Origin of the sequence: Nostoc cycadae WK-1, assembly GCF_002897135.1 — a bacterium.
Classification (GTDB): Bacteria; Cyanobacteriota; Cyanobacteriia; order Cyanobacteriales; family Nostocaceae; genus Nostoc_B.
On sequence record NZ_DF978431.1, the window covers coordinates 190390 to 209483 of the forward strand.

The following is a 19094-nucleotide window of genomic DNA, read 5'->3' on the forward strand; positions in this document are numbered from 1 at the left end:
TTTATTTGCTGAGAGATTTGAGGATTTCCGTGATTTCCTCTATGGTAGCTTCTTCGAGTAAAATCCTATTTCCAGTCTCAGGGTCAAGAATCACCACATCAAATTGCTTACCTGGATGAGATTTATGCCATTCTTGATACCATTTGCGAATTTGTTCAGCTAAAGCCGCAACACCACCCACAATGCCAACAATAGTAGCGATGGCGGCTAGAGTTCCCTCTCTTTGGGTTGGAACTTCATAGCTTCCCGATATTCCGGGGATTTCTAGTAAAGCCTCGGCTGCGGCTGGCGCACCTTCACCTTCAATGCCAATTTGAAGTTCTGCCATTAGTAATCTTTACCACACGAATAAAATCATACATCCCCAAAATATTTTAAATTTACATCAGTTAGCAACTCAAATTGGCTGATGTGATAGGAAGTGTCAAAATATTAAGTGTAAACTTTCAGCACCAACTCACTTATGCCTAAAGCAATCTGGAACGGCGCAACTTTAGCCGAAAGCGATAATACTGTAGTTGTGGAAGGCAATCATTATTTTCCTCCCGACGCAATTAACAAGCAATATTTCCAAGACAGCGAAACCCACACAACTTGTCCGTGGAAAGGTCTTGCTAGTTACTACAGCATCGAAGTTGATGGACAAGTAAATAAAGACGCTGCTTGGTATTATCCCAGCGCGAAAGAAAAAGCGAAAAATATTGAAGGTTACGTCGCTTTCTGGAAAGGCGTAAAAGTCGAAGCTTAATTTGATCCGCTTCCGGCTTATTTGCTGAAACTGTTGATTAACCGAGTTTTAGTAAATAAGCCTCTTTTTTTATAAATAATTAGCGTCGTGCTACTCTAACGTAGTGAACCACGCTTCTAAATCTGCAATTCCTTGAAAATCTAACAATGCTTCTCCCAGATTTTCTAATTCTTCAACAGAGAGCATTTCAATTTTGCCTATCAGTGATAGAGTTAATTGTCCCACACGACGCTTAAGTTGACGGAAAATAAGCGATCGCGCTTCTGTTAGTTTTCCTAGTTGTTCGCCTTCAGCAAGAATTTCTTGATAAATTACTGATTCGCGCATCATATCCTCCCGAAACAATTGTCGAATCAAGTCTTTTTTGTATTTTAACCCTGCAAAGATTTGGGTATAGGTTGAGATTTCTGGTCTTTGTTGTGGTTGAAGTTGATTCACTCGTTCCAACACTTGTTGCAATAAAGCTTGGGGTTGGGAAGTTGCTGTTAGTGGTGCTAATGGTAACAATGCTGGGTTATCCAGGAATATTTGGGGATTTTCTTCCCATAGGCTAATTACTCGATATTCATGACGAGTGCTTTCGACATGGAAAACAGTTTCAATTACTGTGTCTGGTGCAGGAGGAAGTAATAATACAACAACTTGCGTGATTGGTATACGATATAACCGATACAACCTTACCCAATAATCAAGCATCCGCAAGGGTAGAGGTGGATTTGATTCGAGTTTAGTTTGAAATTCCAAGTGAAGAATGCGTTCTTCTAGTTGTAGAAATGTAACGTAATCAGCACGTATTGGTTCAATACTCAATTCGGTTTTGAGGACAGTGGCGGCTGTTTGCGGTGTACCTAATACCCAACTAGCAAAGGTGGCGGGATGTTTTTCAGATAGGAGTTTGCAGAGGTTGTCAAAAGACATGAATAATCAGCACTCTTGGTCAAATTATTTCACTTTCTGGCTCAACAAGCTCAAAATTTACTTTGTTATATAAATCTTGCAGGGAAATTTCCAAGGGTACAGATGCAAATGCGATCGCATTATCTTCCTCATCATACTCACGCAGGTTCCATTGTTTCTTCCCAATCTTAGAAAACTGCTCTACATGCAACCGATATTGGTCTATTAACAGATATTCTTGAAACGTGGGAATTTTGCGATACGCCGCAAACTTATCCTCATAATCGTAATTTATAATGGATTTTGACAGCACCTCCACAATAATTTGCGGGTTAGTAATAATATCTTGGCGATTGTTAAAAAATTCTGGTTCACCTGCGATAATCATCACATCTGGGTATGTATAAATCCGTTTTTGTGATATCCACAGACGGACATCACTCATATAAATTCGGTAACTTTGTTTTTTAAAAGCATAATTTAACTCAGTGCTTAAGTTAAGTGCTATCTGGTTATGATTAATTGTTCCACCCGCCATTGGAATTATTTGTCCATCAATATATTCACTTTTATATTCAGCCGCTTCCTCTAACTGTAAATATTCCTCTGGTGTGTAGTATTGCTGTTGTGTAACCTGCATAGCTTTTACCCATATCTATTCAACAGTGTAACTTGGTTATCTCACAAAAAAGGTGCGTTCCGCGATCGCCTGAACACACCCAAAATACTCTGCGTTTCTCTGCGCTTACCTCTGCGTTTAAACCTCAATATCCAAAACCCGCACCAAAAATGCCCACTTATCCGCAGCCTCTTCAATTATTTTAGTTGTCGGTTTACCTGCACCATGCCCCGCCTTCGTCTCAATTCTAATTAACACTGGCGCATCACCTTGATGGGCAGCTTGCAAAGCGGCGGCAAATTTGAAACTATGAGCAGGTACAACGCGATCGTCGTGATCTGCTGTAGTAATTAAAGTGGCAGGATAAGCTGTATTTGCTTTGAGATTATGCAACGGTGAATAAGCATAAAGTGTTTTGAAATCTTCGGTATTATCTGGCGAACCATATTCCGCAGTCCAAGCCCAACCGATGGTAAATTTATGGAAGCGCAACATATCCATCACGCCAACGGCTGGTAAAGCTGCACCAAATAACTCAGGGCGCTGCGTCATACAAGCACCCACCAATAAACCACCGTTACTACCACCTGCGATCGCTAGTTTGCCAGTTTTTGTATACTTATTGGCAATTAACCACTCAGCCGCCGCAATGAAATCATCAAACACATTTTGTTTTTTCTCTTTCATCCCGGCTTGATGCCATTCTTCACCATATTCGCCACCACCGCGCAGATTTGGCATAGCATAAACACCACCCATCTCCATCCACACCAAGGTACTCACAGAAAAAGTCGGAGTTAGAGAGATATTAAACCCACCATAAGCATAGAGAAAAGTTGGATTATTGCCATCTAACTTAATGCCTTTTTTGTGAGTAATAAACATCGGCACCTTTGTGCCATCTTTGCTGTGATAAAATATCTGCTTTGTTTCGTAATCATCAGGCTTAAAGTCTACCTTTGGTTGGCGGAAAAGCTGACTTTTACCAGTCACCATATCGTAGCGATAAATTGCGCCTGGGGTAGTAAAACTAGTGAAACTATAAAAAGTTTCTGTGTCATGGCGTTTACCCCCAAAGCCCCCCACTGAACCCACTCCGGGTAATTCTACCTCACGCACCAATGCACCTTTGAGGTCAAAAATTTTGATTTGCGATCGCGCATCTTGCAAATAATCAGCCACAAACTGATTATTGAGAATATTCACACCTTCTAAAGTTGCTTCATTTTGCCGAATAATTTCTTGCCATGCTGATTTCTCTGGTTTTTGAATATCAATGGCAATTACTTTACCCCGTGGGGCATTTAAATCGGTGCGGAAATAAAAGACACTATCATCATGGTCAATAAAACTATAATCTGCCTCAAACTCGTTAATGAGTTCAACAACTTCAGCTTGAGGATTACTTAAGTCTTTATAAAATACTAAATTCCTAGAGTCAGTTCCCAACCACACAGAAATAATTAAATATTGTCCATTTTCTGTAACACCACCACCAAATCCCCATTCTTTTTGGTCAGGACGTTGATAAATTAAAATGTCTTCCGATTGGGGCGTACCTAATTTATGGTAATAAAGCTTTTGATAATAGTTGACATCTTCTAACTGAGTTTTAGAATTTGGCTCATTGTAACGACTATAAAAAAAGCCTTGATTATCAGTTGTCCAAGATGCACCAGAAAATTTAATCCACTGCAAATGGTCTGCTAAATCTTTACCTGTTGCGACATCTCGGACTTTCCACTGTTGCCAATCAGAACCAGAAATTGAAAGACCATAAGCTAAAAGTTTACCATCATTACTAATAGATAATCCTGATAAAGCAACAGTGCCATCAGCAGAAAGTTTATTGGGGTCAAGTAAAACTTGCGGTTCAGAGTCGAGAGTTTTTAATGTATATAATACGCTTTGATTTTGCAGCCCATCGTTTTTGAAATAAAAATAGCGATCGCTGGAACCATCCCCTAAAGATTCGCCTTCTTTAAACGGAATACCATATTTTTCATAATCCCAAAGTTTAGTTAAGCGTTGTTTAATTTTGTCACGAGCAGGAATTTCACCTAAAAAGCCAAAAGTAATTTTATTTTGAGCCGCAATCCAGGCTTTCGTTTCTTCAGAATCGGGATTTTCTAACCAACGGTAAGGGTCTGCAACCAACGTTCCGTGATAATCATCTACTTGTTCGCTTTTATGGGTAGTTGGATAAGTAATCTGTTTTGCTGTTGACATAGTTGGGGATACAATTCTTCTCTGTACATGGTAATCAGATTTCTCCAGCTTGTGGTAGCTGGCTAGAGCTAAAGGTAGTATTCCCGGATTTACAACCCAGTAAGAAACACAAACTGTGGTTAAAAATATTACAAAAAATCGTACGATGTTGGCAAGCAATTTCATCATAGAAATAGTAGAGTCAAAACAAAGCTACATCTAGTAAAAACAGTATGACTTATACCATTTCACGAAAATATTGATGCAAATTCATTGGTTTTTAATTCTTTTCCCCTGTTCCCCTGCGGCCTATTTGTAACGGCAGTACGATTAAACTTGTTCCTGAAGTGGTAAGTACAAATTGGCAAGATGATTATGCCAGAAAAGTGGAAGAATATGCTTTTCTAAACATTCTTGCATATTGGATTGTGGACTTTGGGGTATTATGTGGTTGGCAATTTATTGGTAATCCCAAACAGCCTACTTTTACCGTTTGTCATTTAGTTAACGGTGTGTATGAACAGCAGCAATATCGCTTAGGAGAAACTATCTCATCTTATCTGTTTCCCAACTTACAGATAAAACTTGATGATATTATGCCTGTTACAGCAGTAGAACCATAAATTAAGAAAGTGTTGATTACTCAAAGCTTTAATTAAACTAATACCAAATTGAAGAATGATTGCGACAAATGGATTTCCCAAAAGCTTACCAGTAAACCCTTCCTCAATCCAAAATCGTCTTGAAAAGTTTGCTCAAGTCGGGGAACCCGCCCACGCAACTTTCCGCAAAATCTAAAATTTAAAATGGTATAGGTTTTTACTCAGCACTTCCTAACCATTATTGCTGACTAACTTCTCACCCTTCAACATCCTCACAGCAGCTTCGAGTAAGGCTTCTTCGAGATAAGGCTTAGTAAAGTAACCACTAGCGCCAAGCTGAATTGCCATTTGTCTATGTTTGTCTGCACCACGCGAGGTGAGCATAGCGATAGGTAAGTGATTCAGGCTGGAATCTTTTTGAATGCGTGATAATAACTCCAGTCCATCGCAACGGGGCATTTCAATATCGCAGAATACAATATCGCAAGGTAGTCCAGAGCGTAGTTTATCCCAAGCTTCTTGACCATCACGCGCCTGTTCAACGCGATAGCCTGATTTATTAAAGGTCAAAGATAACAATTCTCTAACTGTAATTGAGTCATCAACAATCAGCACAGTTGGATCAATTTTCTCAGCCTGAACTTCTATAACAGTAGGTGGAGTTTTTTGTTGCCAAGGAGTACCACCGCTATGTTTAGACATCCGTCCTTGGAAGATATCGATAATTTCCAACACGTCAGCGATTGGCATAATCCGACCATCCCCTAGCACCGTAGCACCAGCTACACCGATGGGTTTAGGCGCTGGCCCTTCAAATTGCTTAATGACAATTTCTTGTTCGCTGAGTACTAAGTCAATTTGTAGAGCAATTAAAGTATTGCCCGATCGCACCACTACAACAGAAACTGTATCATCATCCCTAGTACCACCGTAAACATTACCGCGACTCAACTGGCGATTGAAGGATAACAAATCTTTGAGAGGTCGGAATGGCAAGACTGTATCACGCCAAGAAATAAATGTTTGCCCATCAGCATTATGTTGAATATTTTTGGCGGGGATGTCTAAAGTATCTTCCACCCCATCCATTGGGAAGGCAATTCGGGCTTTATCGGAGACGCAGCAGAGGGCTTTACAAATACTTAAGGTGAGTGGTAAACGAATAGTGAATGTTGTGCCTTTACCAATTGCCGAATCTGTATTGACAGTTCCGCGAATTTCACTAATCTCGGAACGCACTACATCCATCCCAACACCACGACCAGAAATTTCATCAGCTTTATCTTTGATACTAAACCCAGGCTGGAACAGCAAATCATAAACTTCCATACGGGAGATTGTTCTGGCTTGTTCTTTGGTAATCATCCCGACCTTAACGGCCTTAACTTTGACTTTTTCTGGGTCGATACCTGCACCGTCATCACCCACAGAAATGACTGTTTGGTTTCCTTGGTGGAAGGCGCGGATGGTAATTTCTCCCACAGGTGTTTTACCCGCAGCTTGGCGTTCTTCTGGGGTTTCAATTCCATGCGCGATCGCATTATTCAACATGTGCGTCAATGGATCGGTGAGATGATCTAAAATCATCTTGTCAATTAAGGTATCGCTACCTTCAATCACCAACTCTACTTGTTTACCGCATTTAATCGCGTTATCCCGCACACCGCGCCGCAAGCGGTCAATCGCCTGAGAAAACGGCACCATCCGAGCGCGGGTTAAACCTTCTTGCAATTGAGTTGTGACTTGACGGAATTGTCTCGCCACACGTTCAGTTTCTTCAGTCACAAAGTCAATGTCACTCGCTGACTCCCGTACTCGCACAATCAATTCAATCATTTCTTGAGACAATGTGTGGAACGGGGTAAACCGATCCATTTCTAGTTCGCTAAAACCTCTGTCTGTATCAGGTTCTGGCGAGAAGATTGGCGTTTCTTTTTTGGTACGACTGGCCAGTAGAGAAGCTTCTAAAAGCGATCGCTCATATAATTCTTGCATTCTCGCGCCCACATCTGACAGCTGTTGCACTTGAATTAGCAAGTTATCTAATGATTGTCTTAGCCGTTCATGATCCTGCTCTAAAGTGTTGCGATTGACTACCAATTCCCCGACTAAATTGCTCATATCGTCCAGTTGTTTGACTGGCACTTTCATTGTTTCTTCAAATCTGGCGTTCCGTCGATTTGTTGGACGAGGCGCTTTATTATTGTTGGATTTGATTGGCGATGTGTGAGCGATTGTGTTATCTGCTTCCGCCAGTAGTTTTTCTAAATCACTAAATTCATCTTCGAGTTTTGGTGATGCAGGCGTTTCGCTAACAAAGTGGTTACTGGCTGTGGTGGGAGATTCTGAGATGTAATTATGGTGAATTGTGGTCTGGGGAGGGATTTCATCATGGTTATCTCCACCTAATAAAGCTTCCAACGCTGCAAAATCTTCCGAAGCGATCGCACCAGCATCACTTGGTAGTTCTTCACCTAATAATGCTTCTAAATCAGCAAAGTCATTTTCATCTTCAGATATTATCTTTGTTTCTTCTGTGGATGATTCGGGAAATTTAACAGTAACACTTTCTGCTTCAGTAATTGGTGTATCTGATGATGTCTCACTGATTTCTAATAATAATTCTGGAGATTCTGCTGTTTCTCTTAAAACATCAACAGCAACAGTCTGATTAATATTTTCATAAACTTCTAGTTTTAATCCTGACTCTTCAGTACTGGATGATATCTCATCTGTATCTGCCGTGGAAAATAAATCAAAATCATCGCTAACTATTGGTTCGGAATTATCAGTTTTTTCCTGATAATTGACAACTAATAAATCATTGAGTAAATTGTCAAAATTTGGAAGTTGGGAAAACTCAATAATTTCTGTATCTGCAAGTAACTGCTCTAAATCCGTATTTGGTTGGCTGATGTCTGTGGCTAATAACTCATCTAGTAAACTCAAGTCTACATCTTCATTGACTACGGGTTCATTCACATCTCCCTGAGTTTCAGACGTTCCTGGAAGGCTAATATCTCCAAACAAATCAAAAGCTGGATTATCGGAACTGTCTAGCTGAATATACGTGCCATGAATTTTTGGCTCTAAATCAGCTAAAGCCATCGGTTCATCTTTGGCAAATTCTGAATCTAGATCATCAAAAAGATTGAGTTCTACTTCCCCAAAAGCTTGGGCATCAACCGCAGCAGCTTCCGGCGACTGGTAAGTAAATTCGGGAGTGAAATCTAATGCCTCTGGTGCTTGGGCAAAATTGCGAATTTCTGGTGAAGAAACATCGCGATCGCTAAAAACAGGAGCTTTTAATTCCCCAAATAAATCATTTTCACTATCTGACTCAAAATCTAATTCTGGCTGGAGGAAAGTTAGCTCAAAATCATCTCGATAATCTTCTATATTCGAGGAACTAGCATCCTGCATATCCCCAAAAATTTCCCCAGAAGCCGCCGCTGCAAATAAACTTTCTTCTAAAGCTTTGGTGACATCTTCTTCTAAGATATTATCAAATTCTGACTGTAATTCTGCGTCTGCGGGGGACTCCCAGAAATTACTCAAATCATCTTCTGTCTGAGCTAAATTTGTGGCTATTGTAGGTGAACTATCAAATAAATCCCCAATTCCTGAATCTTGTGTGGGTATGAGTGTATTTTCTTCACCTTCAGCAAATAAACCGTCTAAAGACAAAGAGTTAGGTTCAGAAATTGACAACTGAAGTTCTGCATTGTCAAAATGATTGACTTCTGAAAGAGTTGTTGCCGAATTTTCGAGGAATAATTCATCTAAAATGCTTTGTTGGGAGACAGATAATCCAGTACTCGGCATCGCCTCAGTTGCTGGTTGAGCTACTTCGCTCACCATTGGTAGTTGATGATCATCTAGGGTCAGCGTTAATAGGTCATCTACATCTTGGTTATTGACGTTAGGCGAAGATAATTGAGGTGCATTCGTAATTTCTGGTTCGGAAGAGTCTTTTTCTAAAAAATTATCGCCAAATAACAGTCCAAGTTCTTCTGTAGTGCTGAGATTGACATTTGGCTCATCAGTACGTAGTTCTTCATCCAGAGACAGAAAATCTGCCAAATCACTATCATTATCTTCTGTAGTATCTTGGGTAATATCTATTCCCAAGTTACTAACAGCAGTAATATCCAGAATTTCTTCTTGTTGCCAAGTTTCATCTAATTCTGGCGTTTCCCCTTCAAATAAATCAGCTAAAGTATTTAAGTCTGCTAATGCTACCTCTGGCCCGTGATGGTCAATTTGACCAATCGTGAATGACACATCTTCTCCATCACTAAATAGAGAATTAGCTACATTTTCACTCGGATGATTAATTGCGATCGCACTATCTGGATTCAGTTGCTCATTAATATCCGCCAAGCTAATAACACTATCTGTAGGTTCTACACTAGCAATGAGAGAAACTTCCTCATTAGTTGTGGTGATGTTGACAGCTTGGTTTTCTATCTCCGTAACTAGTTCATTATCAAATAAATCAAATTCCAGTTCGGGAAAACTCAGGAGTGCTTCTAATTGCTGACTAATTGTAATCTCAGCATCTCTACCTTGAAGCACTAATTCCTGAGCTTGTTTAATTTCAGTAATGACAATTTTAGCTAGGGTAAGATAAGTATTTTCACTATTACAGATCGCATTTGCGGCGGCTTGACATAAACTAGACCAATTCGGCAAATTCCATCTTTGTCCAAGTTTCTCCAACTGGCGACAACATTGCTGAAGATTTTGGCGTGATTCTGCTGTCGCTTGTTGCTTAAACAGTTGCAACATTTGTCGTAGAGCTTGCAGCACCTGATTTTGAAACTCGCTCCAAGTATTTTCTTGGGCGGCCACTGGTGTGGGTATTGCTGGAGATGAAACTTGAGTGTCTTCTACTGGTGTAGAAGTATCCGTCCGCCAGAAAATCTCTGTGAGTGAACTTACGCTTTCTGTTTGGGGCGATTGTATGACTGTATGACTATCATCTGCTACGCCATTGTGACCTTTTTGTACTAAAGAGTCTAGATGATCAATCAGCCATTTAAATACAGGTTCAGCTTCCGACATCAAAGTGTTGGCCGCTTCTTCTGACAGTCCGTAGGGGCCGCTTAAATGTTCTAATAAAGCTTTGAGAGTATCCGCTACACCCAGAAACAATGATTCTAACTTTTCATCAATCCGAACTGGATGCTCTTTGAGGACTTTAAAGCAATCTTCTAGACGATGAGCCGTGTGCTGGATACTAGTTAGGCCCAGCATAGCCGCGCCGCCTTTAATGGAGTGGGCTGCCCGAAAAACTTCATTGATCATTTCCGGGTCGTTCAAAGTACCTTGAAGATCCAATAACCCCTGCTCAATTGTGTTCAGGTGGTCTCGCGCTTCTTCGATAAAGTAACCCAAAATCCGCTGTTGTTGTTCCGGCAGCATAGTCACAAGTTAAAAGGTAAAAGTTAAAAGGTAAAAGAAAAGGCAAGGGCAAATTAAAAGGTAAAAGACAAAGCACAAAAGTAGACATTTCTTTTTACTTTTGCCTTTTTACTTTTGCCTTTTTACTTCGATTCCAAGGTATCCACGCGGAAACGCTCAACGGAAGCGATTAAGTCACGGGACACACCTACTAAGTTTTGGAGTGCGCCAGAAACTCGCTGTGCTTCTTGGGAGGTTTCTTGGGCTGTGAGTTCTACTGATTGCATAACTTGAGCGACAGCACGGGAAGTTTCTGTCTGTTCTACGGTATCGCTGGTAATTGAACGCACAAGAATATCAATGCGATTCGCCACTTGAATAATATTTTCCAGCGATCGCTTGGCTTCTTCTGCTAGTTTTGTGCCTTTAATTACCTGTTGTGTGCCTTCTTCCATTGCGGTCATAACTGAGCCGGTTTCACTTTGGATTTGCATCACAATCTGTTCAATTTCCTTTAAGGATTTGGCAGATTTGTCGGCTAACTGGCGCACTTCATCCGCAACAATTGCAAACCCTCTTCCCGCTTCGCCCGCCCGCGCCGCCTCAATACTGGCGTTGAGTGCGAGTAAGTTGGTACGAGAAGCAATTTGGGAAATTAACGCCACAATCTTAGAAATTTCTTGGGAAGATTCTGCCAACCGTTTCACTTTGCGGGTGGTTTCCGCCACAGTTTCCCGAATTTCTAAAATCCCAGCTACGGTGTTTTCTACGGCTTCCCCACCTTTGAGCGCAATGCTACTAGCATCACGGGCAACAGTTTCAGCTTCCCGCGCGGCTTCAGCTACCCTCTGAATCGAGTCTGTCATCACTTGCACAGAATTTAAGGTGACAGCTAACTCTTCAGCTTGGCGTAAAGCATCACTGGATAAGGCTCTGGCAAAGGTTTCGGAATTTGTCGCGCCTTTGGTTACTTCCCGCGCTGCTACTTTTACCTGTTGGACAATATCGCGCAGGTTTTGAATTGTCAGGTTAAAGGCATCAGCAACGGCTCCCAATACGTCGGCTGTCACCTCAGCTTGCACTGTCAAATCACCTCTGGCTGCCCCTTCTACGTCGTCCAACAAGCGAATTACTTGCCGTTGTAGATTTTCCTTGGCTTCTTCTTGTTCATCGGCTTTGCGTTGGGCTTCATTGGTAGTTGTAAAAATTACCCGCGCCATTTCGTTAAAGCCGGTGGATAACAGCCCTAATTCATCCTCGGAATAGACTGTAGCTTGGACATTGAGATTGCCTTGGCGGACAGCATCAAACTGATTTTGCAAATCCTTAGTTGTGCGGCGAATTTGCTTGAGAGTGAGATTGCCCATAAAAGCAGCAGTGGCAAATCCCGAAATCCCAGCGGCGAGAGACATAGCCCAGCCAGTGTTGCGGATGGATTCTCGCTGTTGCGGTGGCGAAAAGGAAGTCGCGCCAAAGCTCACAATAGCAACAACCATTGCCGAGAAAATACCCACAGTCCCAGCTACCAAAAAAGGCTTCATATCTAAAGAAGCATTTTCCAATGGTGCTAACCAGCCTTGCTCAACACTGGCAACAGGCTCTAGCTTTGAGACATCAGTTTGGGTAAATATCGGTACGGCTTCTTGAGAACCAGTAATGGTGAATAGTTCTTCATCGCGATCGCTACTGCCATTATTAACATTATTAACAGCCGTTTCAGTAAATTTACTGCGAGGACTACTATGAGCTTCTAGCGGCCCAGATAGTGCCACATCGCCAAAGCTCACATCTGAGTCTGCTAAGTCAAATCCAGGAATATTACCGAGGTCGTCAAATTCATCAAAATCATCTAAAAATTCGATATTACTTTTAGAATTTTCACTACTGAGCAGACCGTTTGTATCTTCATCAGTTTTGAATTCATCTGAGCCAAAAGCAGACTCAAACGCTTCAAAATCAAAATTATCATCACCATCAAAAGAGTTAGTGTCTAAAGTTGTGCCAGCTTTTAAAGGAGAGTTTTGCAAAGAAAAATCATCATTAACAGATGAGTTGGTAGTTTCAGAATTATCAGGAAATTCTATTTTTTCTAACCAATTACTTGGTTTAGCCGCGAATACATTATCTTGATTGGTTTTTGCGTCCACATTCAGGATATCTTCTGGTGATTTGGGTAAAGTTTCATCCAGAATACCCATTTTTAAATCAAAACTTGCTATGTTTGGCTCTGCATACTGTTCTGTTAATAAAGGTTCAGATGAAGTATCTAAAATATTACTCGTTAATAAATCAACTGGTGCAAAAGGAGAATCAACGCTATTGCTATCAAAGGGTGAACTTGCTTGACTCGAAGTTGTCCCACTATCAAAGGGGCTATTTGTGATTCCTGAATCATCTAAATTGATTCCTGAAATATCTTCTTGCCAAAAAGCTGGTAAATCTAAGGCGATTTCTTCCTGTGGATTGCTATGCAGATCAGAACTATTTTCATCTTGATTCACGGCAAAAGGATCAGCCATTAAAGATGGAGATTCTTCAACCGTTTTGTTCATAACAATGCTGTCTGTGGGAACATCAAATGGGTTTAAAGATGACTGAGATTCTTCAAAACTGCTTAAATCAAAGCTTTGGCTATCTAAGTTAGCAAAAGCTCCTAAATCTTGTAAGTCTGCTGTATCAAGTTCTGAGGAATCAGCGATACTGGCAAAATTGATTGACTGATCAATTTCCAGCGGTATAGCTTCTTCTAGAGGCTGTAAATATTGATGGATATTCTCTAGACCATTTTTGGCAAAACTGATAATTTCTGGTTCATCAGTCAACTGCAATACTTGTTGATATTCTGCTTTGGCAATATCGTACTGTTGCAAAACGTAGTAGACGTGACCCCTTAACAAATGGCAGTTGGGGTCATCTGGTACATTTTCTACTACCTGATCGACTAAGGTAGCAGCGAATTCATAGTCTTGTTCTGCGTAGGCTGTACAAGCCTGCTGATATGTTTCGAGATAATCATCTATTGTTGCTGCCATTTGCTCCCTCCCAATATCATCCTGCCCACCTTGCACTCCGCACAATCGCCGTTTGATCAAGCAATCTTAGACACTGGTTGTTTTTAGCACCTAATAACCACTCACCACGCAAAAAGGGAGCCATCGTATCTGGTAGATTTGTTGGTGGCATCAGATGTTGTACATCTAGCCAATCCATACCGCCGACTTCTTCCACTGCTAAACCGACTATTGTTTCCTGCTCCTCGATCGCAATTACGGGAATTTCTGCTCTATCCGTATTTAGCGCCGTTCCTTCGCCAAGAAATTGACCTAAATCAGCTACCCAAATTACTCGACCTCGTAAATTTAGAGTACCCAAAAGTAAAGGAGAAGCATTAGGAATCGGGGTAATTCTATCAGGACTTAATTCCAAGACTTCTCGGATACCAGTAGCTGGTAGGGCAAACTCCTGATGCGAGGGAATATAAAAACGTAAATGTAACTCACCTTCAGGACTTTCTACTTGTAATTCAGGCCGAAAGTGGTCTTGTCCACTGCCACTCAAAAAGTCCGGTTTGCTGACCATGTTATTTTCATCCTTATCCTCGCAGGAGTTGTTTGACTGTTCCTACCAACTCCGTCGGCTGAAACGGTTTGGCTATATAAGCATCCGCACCCTGTTTCATCCCCCAGTAGCGGTCAAATTCTTCACCTTTAGAAGAACACATAACTACTGGGACATTTTGGGTTTTTGGGTCAGATTTTAACCGACGGCAAACTTCGTAGCCGTTCATTCGTGGCATGACAATATCCAATACCACCAAGTCTGGAGGAGCGCTTTGAATGGCCTCCAACGCTTCTACTCCGTCACTGGCGTATGTGACTGTTAAACCAGTGGCTTTCAGGAGGTCAATAATCATCTCCCTTTGTGCGAGACTGTCTTCCACAATCAGAACTGTACTCATAAATGCCTATCTACCTCCTGATGTAGACGTTCCCATTTGGAACATTCCCTGACTCCCCGTTAAAATTACTTGTATAAATTTATGCTATTATTTCACTAATTGACTAGATAATAATTGGGCATGGGGTTAGTTGATTCTGTGATAACATTTTTTACCCGATCTTTTATGGAATCAACAAGTCTTCTATTTCTTTGGTGTTCCCATAAAAGACTTGTAATTAACATATTTCTCCACAAGCATGAGTAATTCGGAATCATCAAATGGTTTGGTTAAATAATCTGTTGCCCCAACCATCCTGGCTCTGACTCGATCAATAAAGCCATCTTTACCAGTCAGCATAATAATCGGCACTAACCGAAATGCGGTGGAATGGCGCAGCATATTGCAAATTTCATAACCATCTAGTTCCGGCATGGCAATGTCGCACAAAATTAAATCAGGTCGTAGTTGAAATAGCAAACCAAGAGCTTCTAAGGGTTGAGTCAGCGTGATCGCTTCATAACCATGTAACTTTAAAATCGACTCAACAGCCTCACAAATCGTGGTTGTATCATCAATACAAACTATCCGTGGGCGATGGTTTTCTTCTCCTCCCAACTCTGGGATGAATGTTTTGGAATTAGTTGTCGCTGAATCTACTAGTTGCAACCAACCTTGTAGTACATAAGGATATATTGCCTTAGCAACTGTCAATAAATCTCGATTTAAATAACGCGACAGTTGCCTGAGGGATGTTTTACCATCAGCCCAATGCTGTAGCTTATTTACTGTTGCCTCTGGTAATGAGGAGCGTAGCTCTGTTGTGTCAGCTAACACGGGTAGTTGTTCGGGAGACTGAATTTGCGGATATAGGCGCTTCCATTCTTGGACTTGTTGAGTGATTCTGGCAACTAGAGGCGCAATTTCTAAACTAGTTAATTGTGGTGCCAAGGCTGCTCCTTGACGAAAAGTGAAACTACCTTGGTGTAAACTCAATAAATCAAATAATGTTTCTTGCACTAAACGGTGAATAATACTATGAGCTATCTTGGGACTGATGATACTTCGCTCTAGCAGTGTCCACAAATAGCCATACTCTGGGACATTTTGGGTGGCTAGTGAAGTATGTTGCTTTTGCTCAAGTCCGGTGTCGATGCGATAATGGCGCAAATAATCATCAATACGCGATAAATTACTCTCACCAGCTTGGCAATAGATAATTTGACCATTGAGAAAAAAGACAAACCAAGATTTTTTTCTGCTATTTTTACTATGGCGATGTCTGAGAGTCTCATCCTGGCTGAGATTATCTTGCTTGTGAAAGCCAGCTTCTACTAAAAGTTGTCCAGTTCTCTGACCTAAAGCAATCAATTGCAAAATACTGCGAATATCAATTTCATTTAAATTTCCCTGCATTTAGCGCAACGCAACTCCTTGTTATATTCTTGACTTAAGTTTGCCCAGTAATTTTCTCCATATTTCTCATAAGTAAAGTAAATTATTACCTCCACGTCTTCGCCATCTTATTTCTCCAACAAATAATGTCTATCAGGAGATACATTTAGCTATAAACCGTAAATTTTCGTAATACAGCTTGATAAAGTTAGTGATAACACGGAAGTCATGATCACTATCACCAGTACAGAATATAAAGGCGCGACTCAATCGCTTCTATAAATATTTCGGCGTGAAATTTTACGCCTATAGATAGTTCTGTCTGGATTTTTTTCCTACACCACGGTGAAATTAAGACAAACTCACAGAATTATCTTAGATATATCTCAAAACACGGACATTAAGTACGCAAAAGGACGAACGGTGTGCTGTATTTAGCAGAAGTACAAAAGCAGAAGGGCGGCTTACTTAGTGGTGGTTCTAAAACCGAACTGAAACTGCTCGCTTGTCAGCGAACCGACCAGAATTGGAGTACTGTGTCGGAAGAGGTGATCACTGCTGAAGAAGCCAGTAAATTAAATGACGGTGCATTAGTGTTAGTAGAACTGAATCCAAATCGCCAAGTGCAGCGGATTCAAGAAGCAGGACGGCCATTAGTCAACATCTTGCAAAATTTTTCTCGTCAGCTAGAAAAATTTAAACTGAAAGAAGATGAAATTGATCAGTGGAAACAGTCACTAACATTTCAGGCGCAAGAAATGAATCGCCGAGAAATGGAAATGGAAGCACGCTTAGAACAGCTGCAACAAATGGAAGACGATTGTCAACGTCTGGATGAGCAAAAACAAGAAGTTGACTCATCCCGCGAGGAAATTGAAAAGTTGCAAGCGGAAATTGAGCGTAACCGCCAAGAATTAGAAGGTGCTTGGGAGCATTTGCGCGGTGAACAGCGGCGTTTAGAAGAGCGACAAGCAGAGGCACAACAAGGTAATGTTTTAGATGAAGAGCAAAGTCGGGTGATGAGCGAGTTATTAAATCGCTTATCTAGTCGTGTTGCGCCAACTGAAACAGTCAGAGAACATTTGCATTTAGCTTTTGAATTAATCGAACAGCAGCAAGCAACTTTAAATCCGCACTGGGAAAAGTTAGAGCAGCAAAAAACTTTAGCAACGCAACAACAAGAAGAAGTTGAGCGTCTTGCACAAAGTTTAGGCGATCGCCAAAATGAATGGCAACAAGCATATAATTTTATAGAGCAGCAAACTACTCAATTAAAAATTAATCAGGCAACTATTACTAGTAAGCAAGAATCTGCTCGACTAGTTAAAGAACAGTTGCAACATCAAGACGATTTATATCAAAAAATTAATTATTTATCTGCTAGTGCTGGTGATATTTCTGGACAGAAAGTTGATTTAGAAGCATTAGAAAAAATGCCTTTAGATGAACTCCAAAAAATAGTTCAAGACCTTATTAAAAAATTAGAAATAGACTCTAGCTTTGTCCAAGAACAAGAACAAGAACTGCAATATAAGCAAGCAGATATAGAAGAAATCCAAAAAAAACTTAGTCAAGCTTCTGACCAAGATCATATCAATTTGGAAATGGAACTGGCGGATGAAAAAGACCATTATCAAATGCTCAACAAAACTTTAGAAGGTCAACGCCGTAGTTTGTTGCAGCGTGATAAGGCTCTGAAGCAGCACCAAAATATATTGCTCCGAAGACAAGGACAACCTGTTCCCAATACCGAAGAAGAAAATACAGTTGATTTTGCCCCAATTTTGCTGCAAATTGATAGTCAGCGGCAACAACAATCTCAGGAACTACAAAAACTTGAACAAGACATTGAACAAATGCGGTCTGCGATTGATTTAGACCAAGGAATGATTGATAACCAAGCGCATGATTTAGAAAATAAGCAACAAGAAATCAAAACTCTAGAAGCAAATTTACAGTCTTTGCGAACAGCAACTGCTGAATGCTGGGTGCGCGTCAATTTATATCAAGAAGCCTTACAACCAATTCAAGATTCTTTGGATAGTTTGCGACAAAAGTTACAAGGAATTAATGATTCTCTAGCGCAAGTGCAAGAAGTGGGTGATTATCAACTACAAACTATTAGCGAGATGCGTCAGACTCTGCAAAATTTGATATCTCAGCCAGAGTTAATAGCATCTTAGAAGTATGAAGTGTGAAAAATATTTTAGACTTTATAATGACTTTTCCTTAATGATAATCCAGTTATCTTGAACTTGAGCGATCGCACCACCAGGAAAGGGATCAGTTTGTGAACGATTCGGGGCGATAATTAAGGCGGTTAATTTTTCAATATGTTCAAAATTAGGTGCGTCAGGCAAAATTTCTATTAATATCTGTCGCATCACACGGCGTTGTAAAGCTAATGGCGCTGGTTGTAATACCTGACGATTTAATTTTAGCTCATCCCCACTTCCTATCATCGCTTTTTCTCGTAAATGCTGGGCTGCTTGTTCCAAATACTCGACATCTGCTTGCAGGAGTTCTGCTGTTTGGGCGAAAGCTGATTCTACTTTGGGGTTAAAGTTTGTTTGTAAATAGGGAATTAATTCTTGGCGGATACGGTTGCGGGCGTACCTCACATTTTGATTGGTAGAATCTTCCCAAATAGGTAATTGAAAATCATGGCAAAATTGCCCTGTTTGTTGACGAGTAATTTCTAACAGTGGACGTATTAACATAACTTTTTCCGATAACGGACGTTGCCAAGTTAAAGCTTGTAAACCATCAGTACCAGTACCACGCATTAAATTGTAAAGCAGAGTTTCGGCGCGATCGCTGGCTGTGTGTCCAGTAACTATATATTGATAATTGTATTGTTGGGCGATCGCATTTAAAGCTTGATACCGCCAATTCCGCGCCGTAGCTTCACTATTTATGGGTTCTTTAGCAGTTTCTAAATAAAAATTTATACCCCAATTTTTAGCCAAATTTTCTACATGATGAGCATTGGCTTGGGAATCATCACGCCAGCAATGATCGCAATGAGCAATAGCTAAATACCATGACCATTGTGATTGTAAATCTAATAGTAATTTAATTAAGCATAGAGAATCTTGTCCACCAGAAACAGCCACTAATAGGCGTTCATGATGTTGAAATAAATGGCGCGATTTAATGGTGCGATGAATTTTGGCGTGTAGGGGAGTCCATATCATTAATAATTAGTAATTTCTAGTTCGTAATTCGTAATTAAGAATTTAAAAATAATACAACCCCTCTTCATTGGTGGAGAGGGGTTAA

12 protein-coding genes and 1 pseudogene are annotated in these 19094 nt (G+C 40.6%); 3 read left to right on the forward strand and 10 right to left on the reverse strand.

Annotation, left to right across the window (positions count from 1 at the left end; genetic code table 11):
- Position 1 precedes the first annotated feature (1 nt).
- Entirely contained in the window at positions 2-328 is a 327-nt protein-coding gene (locus NCWK1_RS17245; RefSeq protein ID WP_103125553.1) for a hypothetical protein, read from the reverse strand.
- A 135-nt stretch (positions 329-463) separates the two neighbouring features.
- Here NCWK1_RS17245 and NCWK1_RS17250 point away from each other — a divergent pair, with 135 nt between their 5' ends.
- Positions 464-748: a DUF427 domain-containing protein gene (locus tag NCWK1_RS17250; protein WP_103125554.1), complete on the forward strand. Its 285-nt coding sequence runs from the start codon at positions 464-466 to the stop codon at positions 746-748.
- 90 nt (positions 749-838) lie between these two features.
- Here NCWK1_RS17250 and NCWK1_RS17255 read toward each other — a convergent pair whose 3' ends face one another.
- From NCWK1_RS17255 to NCWK1_RS17265, 3 genes are all read right to left on the reverse strand, one after another.
- Complete coding sequence (locus NCWK1_RS17255) at positions 839-1666, reverse strand: DUF4351 domain-containing protein (RefSeq protein ID WP_103125555.1); 828 nt, start codon at positions 1664-1666, stop codon at positions 839-841.
- Positions 1667-1685: 19 nt separating this feature from the next.
- Positions 1686-2285, reverse strand: coding sequence for a Uma2 family endonuclease (locus NCWK1_RS17260; RefSeq protein ID WP_103125556.1), 600 nt, complete (start codon positions 2283-2285; stop codon positions 1686-1688).
- A gap of 117 nt (positions 2286-2402) precedes the next feature.
- Positions 2403-4493: a prolyl oligopeptidase family serine peptidase gene (locus tag NCWK1_RS17265; RefSeq protein WP_103125557.1), complete on the reverse strand. Its 2091-nt coding sequence runs from the start codon at positions 4491-4493 to the stop codon at positions 2403-2405.
- 290 nt (positions 4494-4783) lie between these two features.
- On the opposite strand from NCWK1_RS17265, the pseudogene NCWK1_RS17270 reads away from it, so the two are divergent.
- Positions 4784-5095 (forward strand): annotated as a pseudogene (locus NCWK1_RS17270) (Uma2 family endonuclease); the annotation flags it as partial.
- A gap of 210 nt (positions 5096-5305) precedes the next feature.
- Here NCWK1_RS17270 and NCWK1_RS17275 read toward each other — a convergent pair.
- From NCWK1_RS17275 to NCWK1_RS17295, 5 genes are all read right to left on the reverse strand, one after another.
- Complete coding sequence (locus NCWK1_RS17275) at positions 5306-10501, reverse strand: hybrid sensor histidine kinase/response regulator (RefSeq protein ID WP_103125558.1); 5196 nt, start codon at positions 10499-10501, stop codon at positions 5306-5308.
- Between the two features lie 122 nt (positions 10502-10623).
- Positions 10624-13512, reverse strand: a complete 2889-nt coding sequence (locus tag NCWK1_RS17280; protein ID WP_096583803.1) for a methyl-accepting chemotaxis protein — start codon at positions 13510-13512, stop codon at positions 10624-10626.
- Positions 13513-13528: 16 nt separating this feature from the next.
- A complete protein-coding gene (locus tag NCWK1_RS17285; RefSeq protein ID WP_015112465.1) occupies positions 13529-14059 on the reverse strand; it encodes a chemotaxis protein CheW in 531 nt (176 codons plus the stop codon).
- 13 nt (positions 14060-14072) lie between these two features.
- Positions 14073-14438: a response regulator transcription factor gene (locus NCWK1_RS17290; RefSeq protein ID WP_015112466.1), complete on the reverse strand. Its 366-nt coding sequence runs from the start codon at positions 14436-14438 to the stop codon at positions 14073-14075.
- Positions 14439-14621: 183 nt separating this feature from the next.
- Positions 14622-15833 (reverse strand): response regulator, encoded by a 1212-nt coding sequence (locus NCWK1_RS17295; protein WP_103125559.1) that lies wholly within the window; start codon positions 15831-15833, stop codon positions 14622-14624.
- 404 nt (positions 15834-16237) lie between these two features.
- Between NCWK1_RS17295 and hmpF the strand changes: the two genes are divergently transcribed.
- A complete protein-coding gene (hmpF, locus tag NCWK1_RS17300; RefSeq protein ID WP_103125560.1) occupies positions 16238-17995 on the forward strand; it encodes a pilus motility taxis protein HmpF in 1758 nt (585 codons plus the stop codon).
- Positions 17996-18025: 30 nt separating this feature from the next.
- Here hmpF and tilS read toward each other — a convergent pair whose 3' ends face one another.
- Positions 18026-19009 (reverse strand): tRNA lysidine(34) synthetase TilS, encoded by a 984-nt coding sequence (gene tilS / locus NCWK1_RS17305; protein ID WP_103125561.1) that lies wholly within the window; start codon positions 19007-19009, stop codon positions 18026-18028.
- Positions 19010-19094: the final 85 nt, after the last annotated feature.

Excerpts from the sequence above, each read along its gene's own strand:
- NCWK1_RS17245 (WP_103125553.1), bottom strand. The coding sequence starts at position 328 with ATGGCAGAACTTCAAATTGGCATTGAAGGTGAAGGTGCGCCAGCCGCA.
- NCWK1_RS17250 (WP_103125554.1), top strand. The coding sequence starts at position 464 with ATGCCTAAAGCAATCTGGAACGGCGCAACTTTAGCCGAAAGCGATAAT.
- NCWK1_RS17255 (WP_103125555.1), bottom strand. The coding sequence starts at position 1,666 with ATGTCTTTTGACAACCTCTGCAAACTCCTATCTGAAAAACATCCCGCC.
- NCWK1_RS17260 (WP_103125556.1), bottom strand. The coding sequence starts at position 2,285 with ATGCAGGTTACACAACAGCAATACTACACACCAGAGGAATATTTACAG.
- NCWK1_RS17265 (WP_103125557.1), bottom strand. The coding sequence starts at position 4,493 with ATGTCAACAGCAAAACAGATTACTTATCCAACTACCCATAAAAGCGAA.
- NCWK1_RS17275 (WP_103125558.1), bottom strand. The coding sequence starts at position 10,501 with ATGCTGCCGGAACAACAACAGCGGATTTTGGGTTACTTTATCGAAGAA.
- NCWK1_RS17280 (WP_096583803.1), bottom strand. The coding sequence starts at position 13,512 with ATGGCAGCAACAATAGATGATTATCTCGAAACATATCAGCAGGCTTGT.
- NCWK1_RS17285 (WP_015112465.1), bottom strand. The coding sequence starts at position 14,059 with ATGGTCAGCAAACCGGACTTTTTGAGTGGCAGTGGACAAGACCACTTT.
- NCWK1_RS17290 (WP_015112466.1), bottom strand. The coding sequence starts at position 14,438 with ATGAGTACAGTTCTGATTGTGGAAGACAGTCTCGCACAAAGGGAGATG.
- NCWK1_RS17295 (WP_103125559.1), bottom strand. The coding sequence starts at position 15,833 with ATGCAGGGAAATTTAAATGAAATTGATATTCGCAGTATTTTGCAATTG.
- tilS (WP_103125561.1), bottom strand. The coding sequence starts at position 19,009 with ATGATATGGACTCCCCTACACGCCAAAATTCATCGCACCATTAAATCG.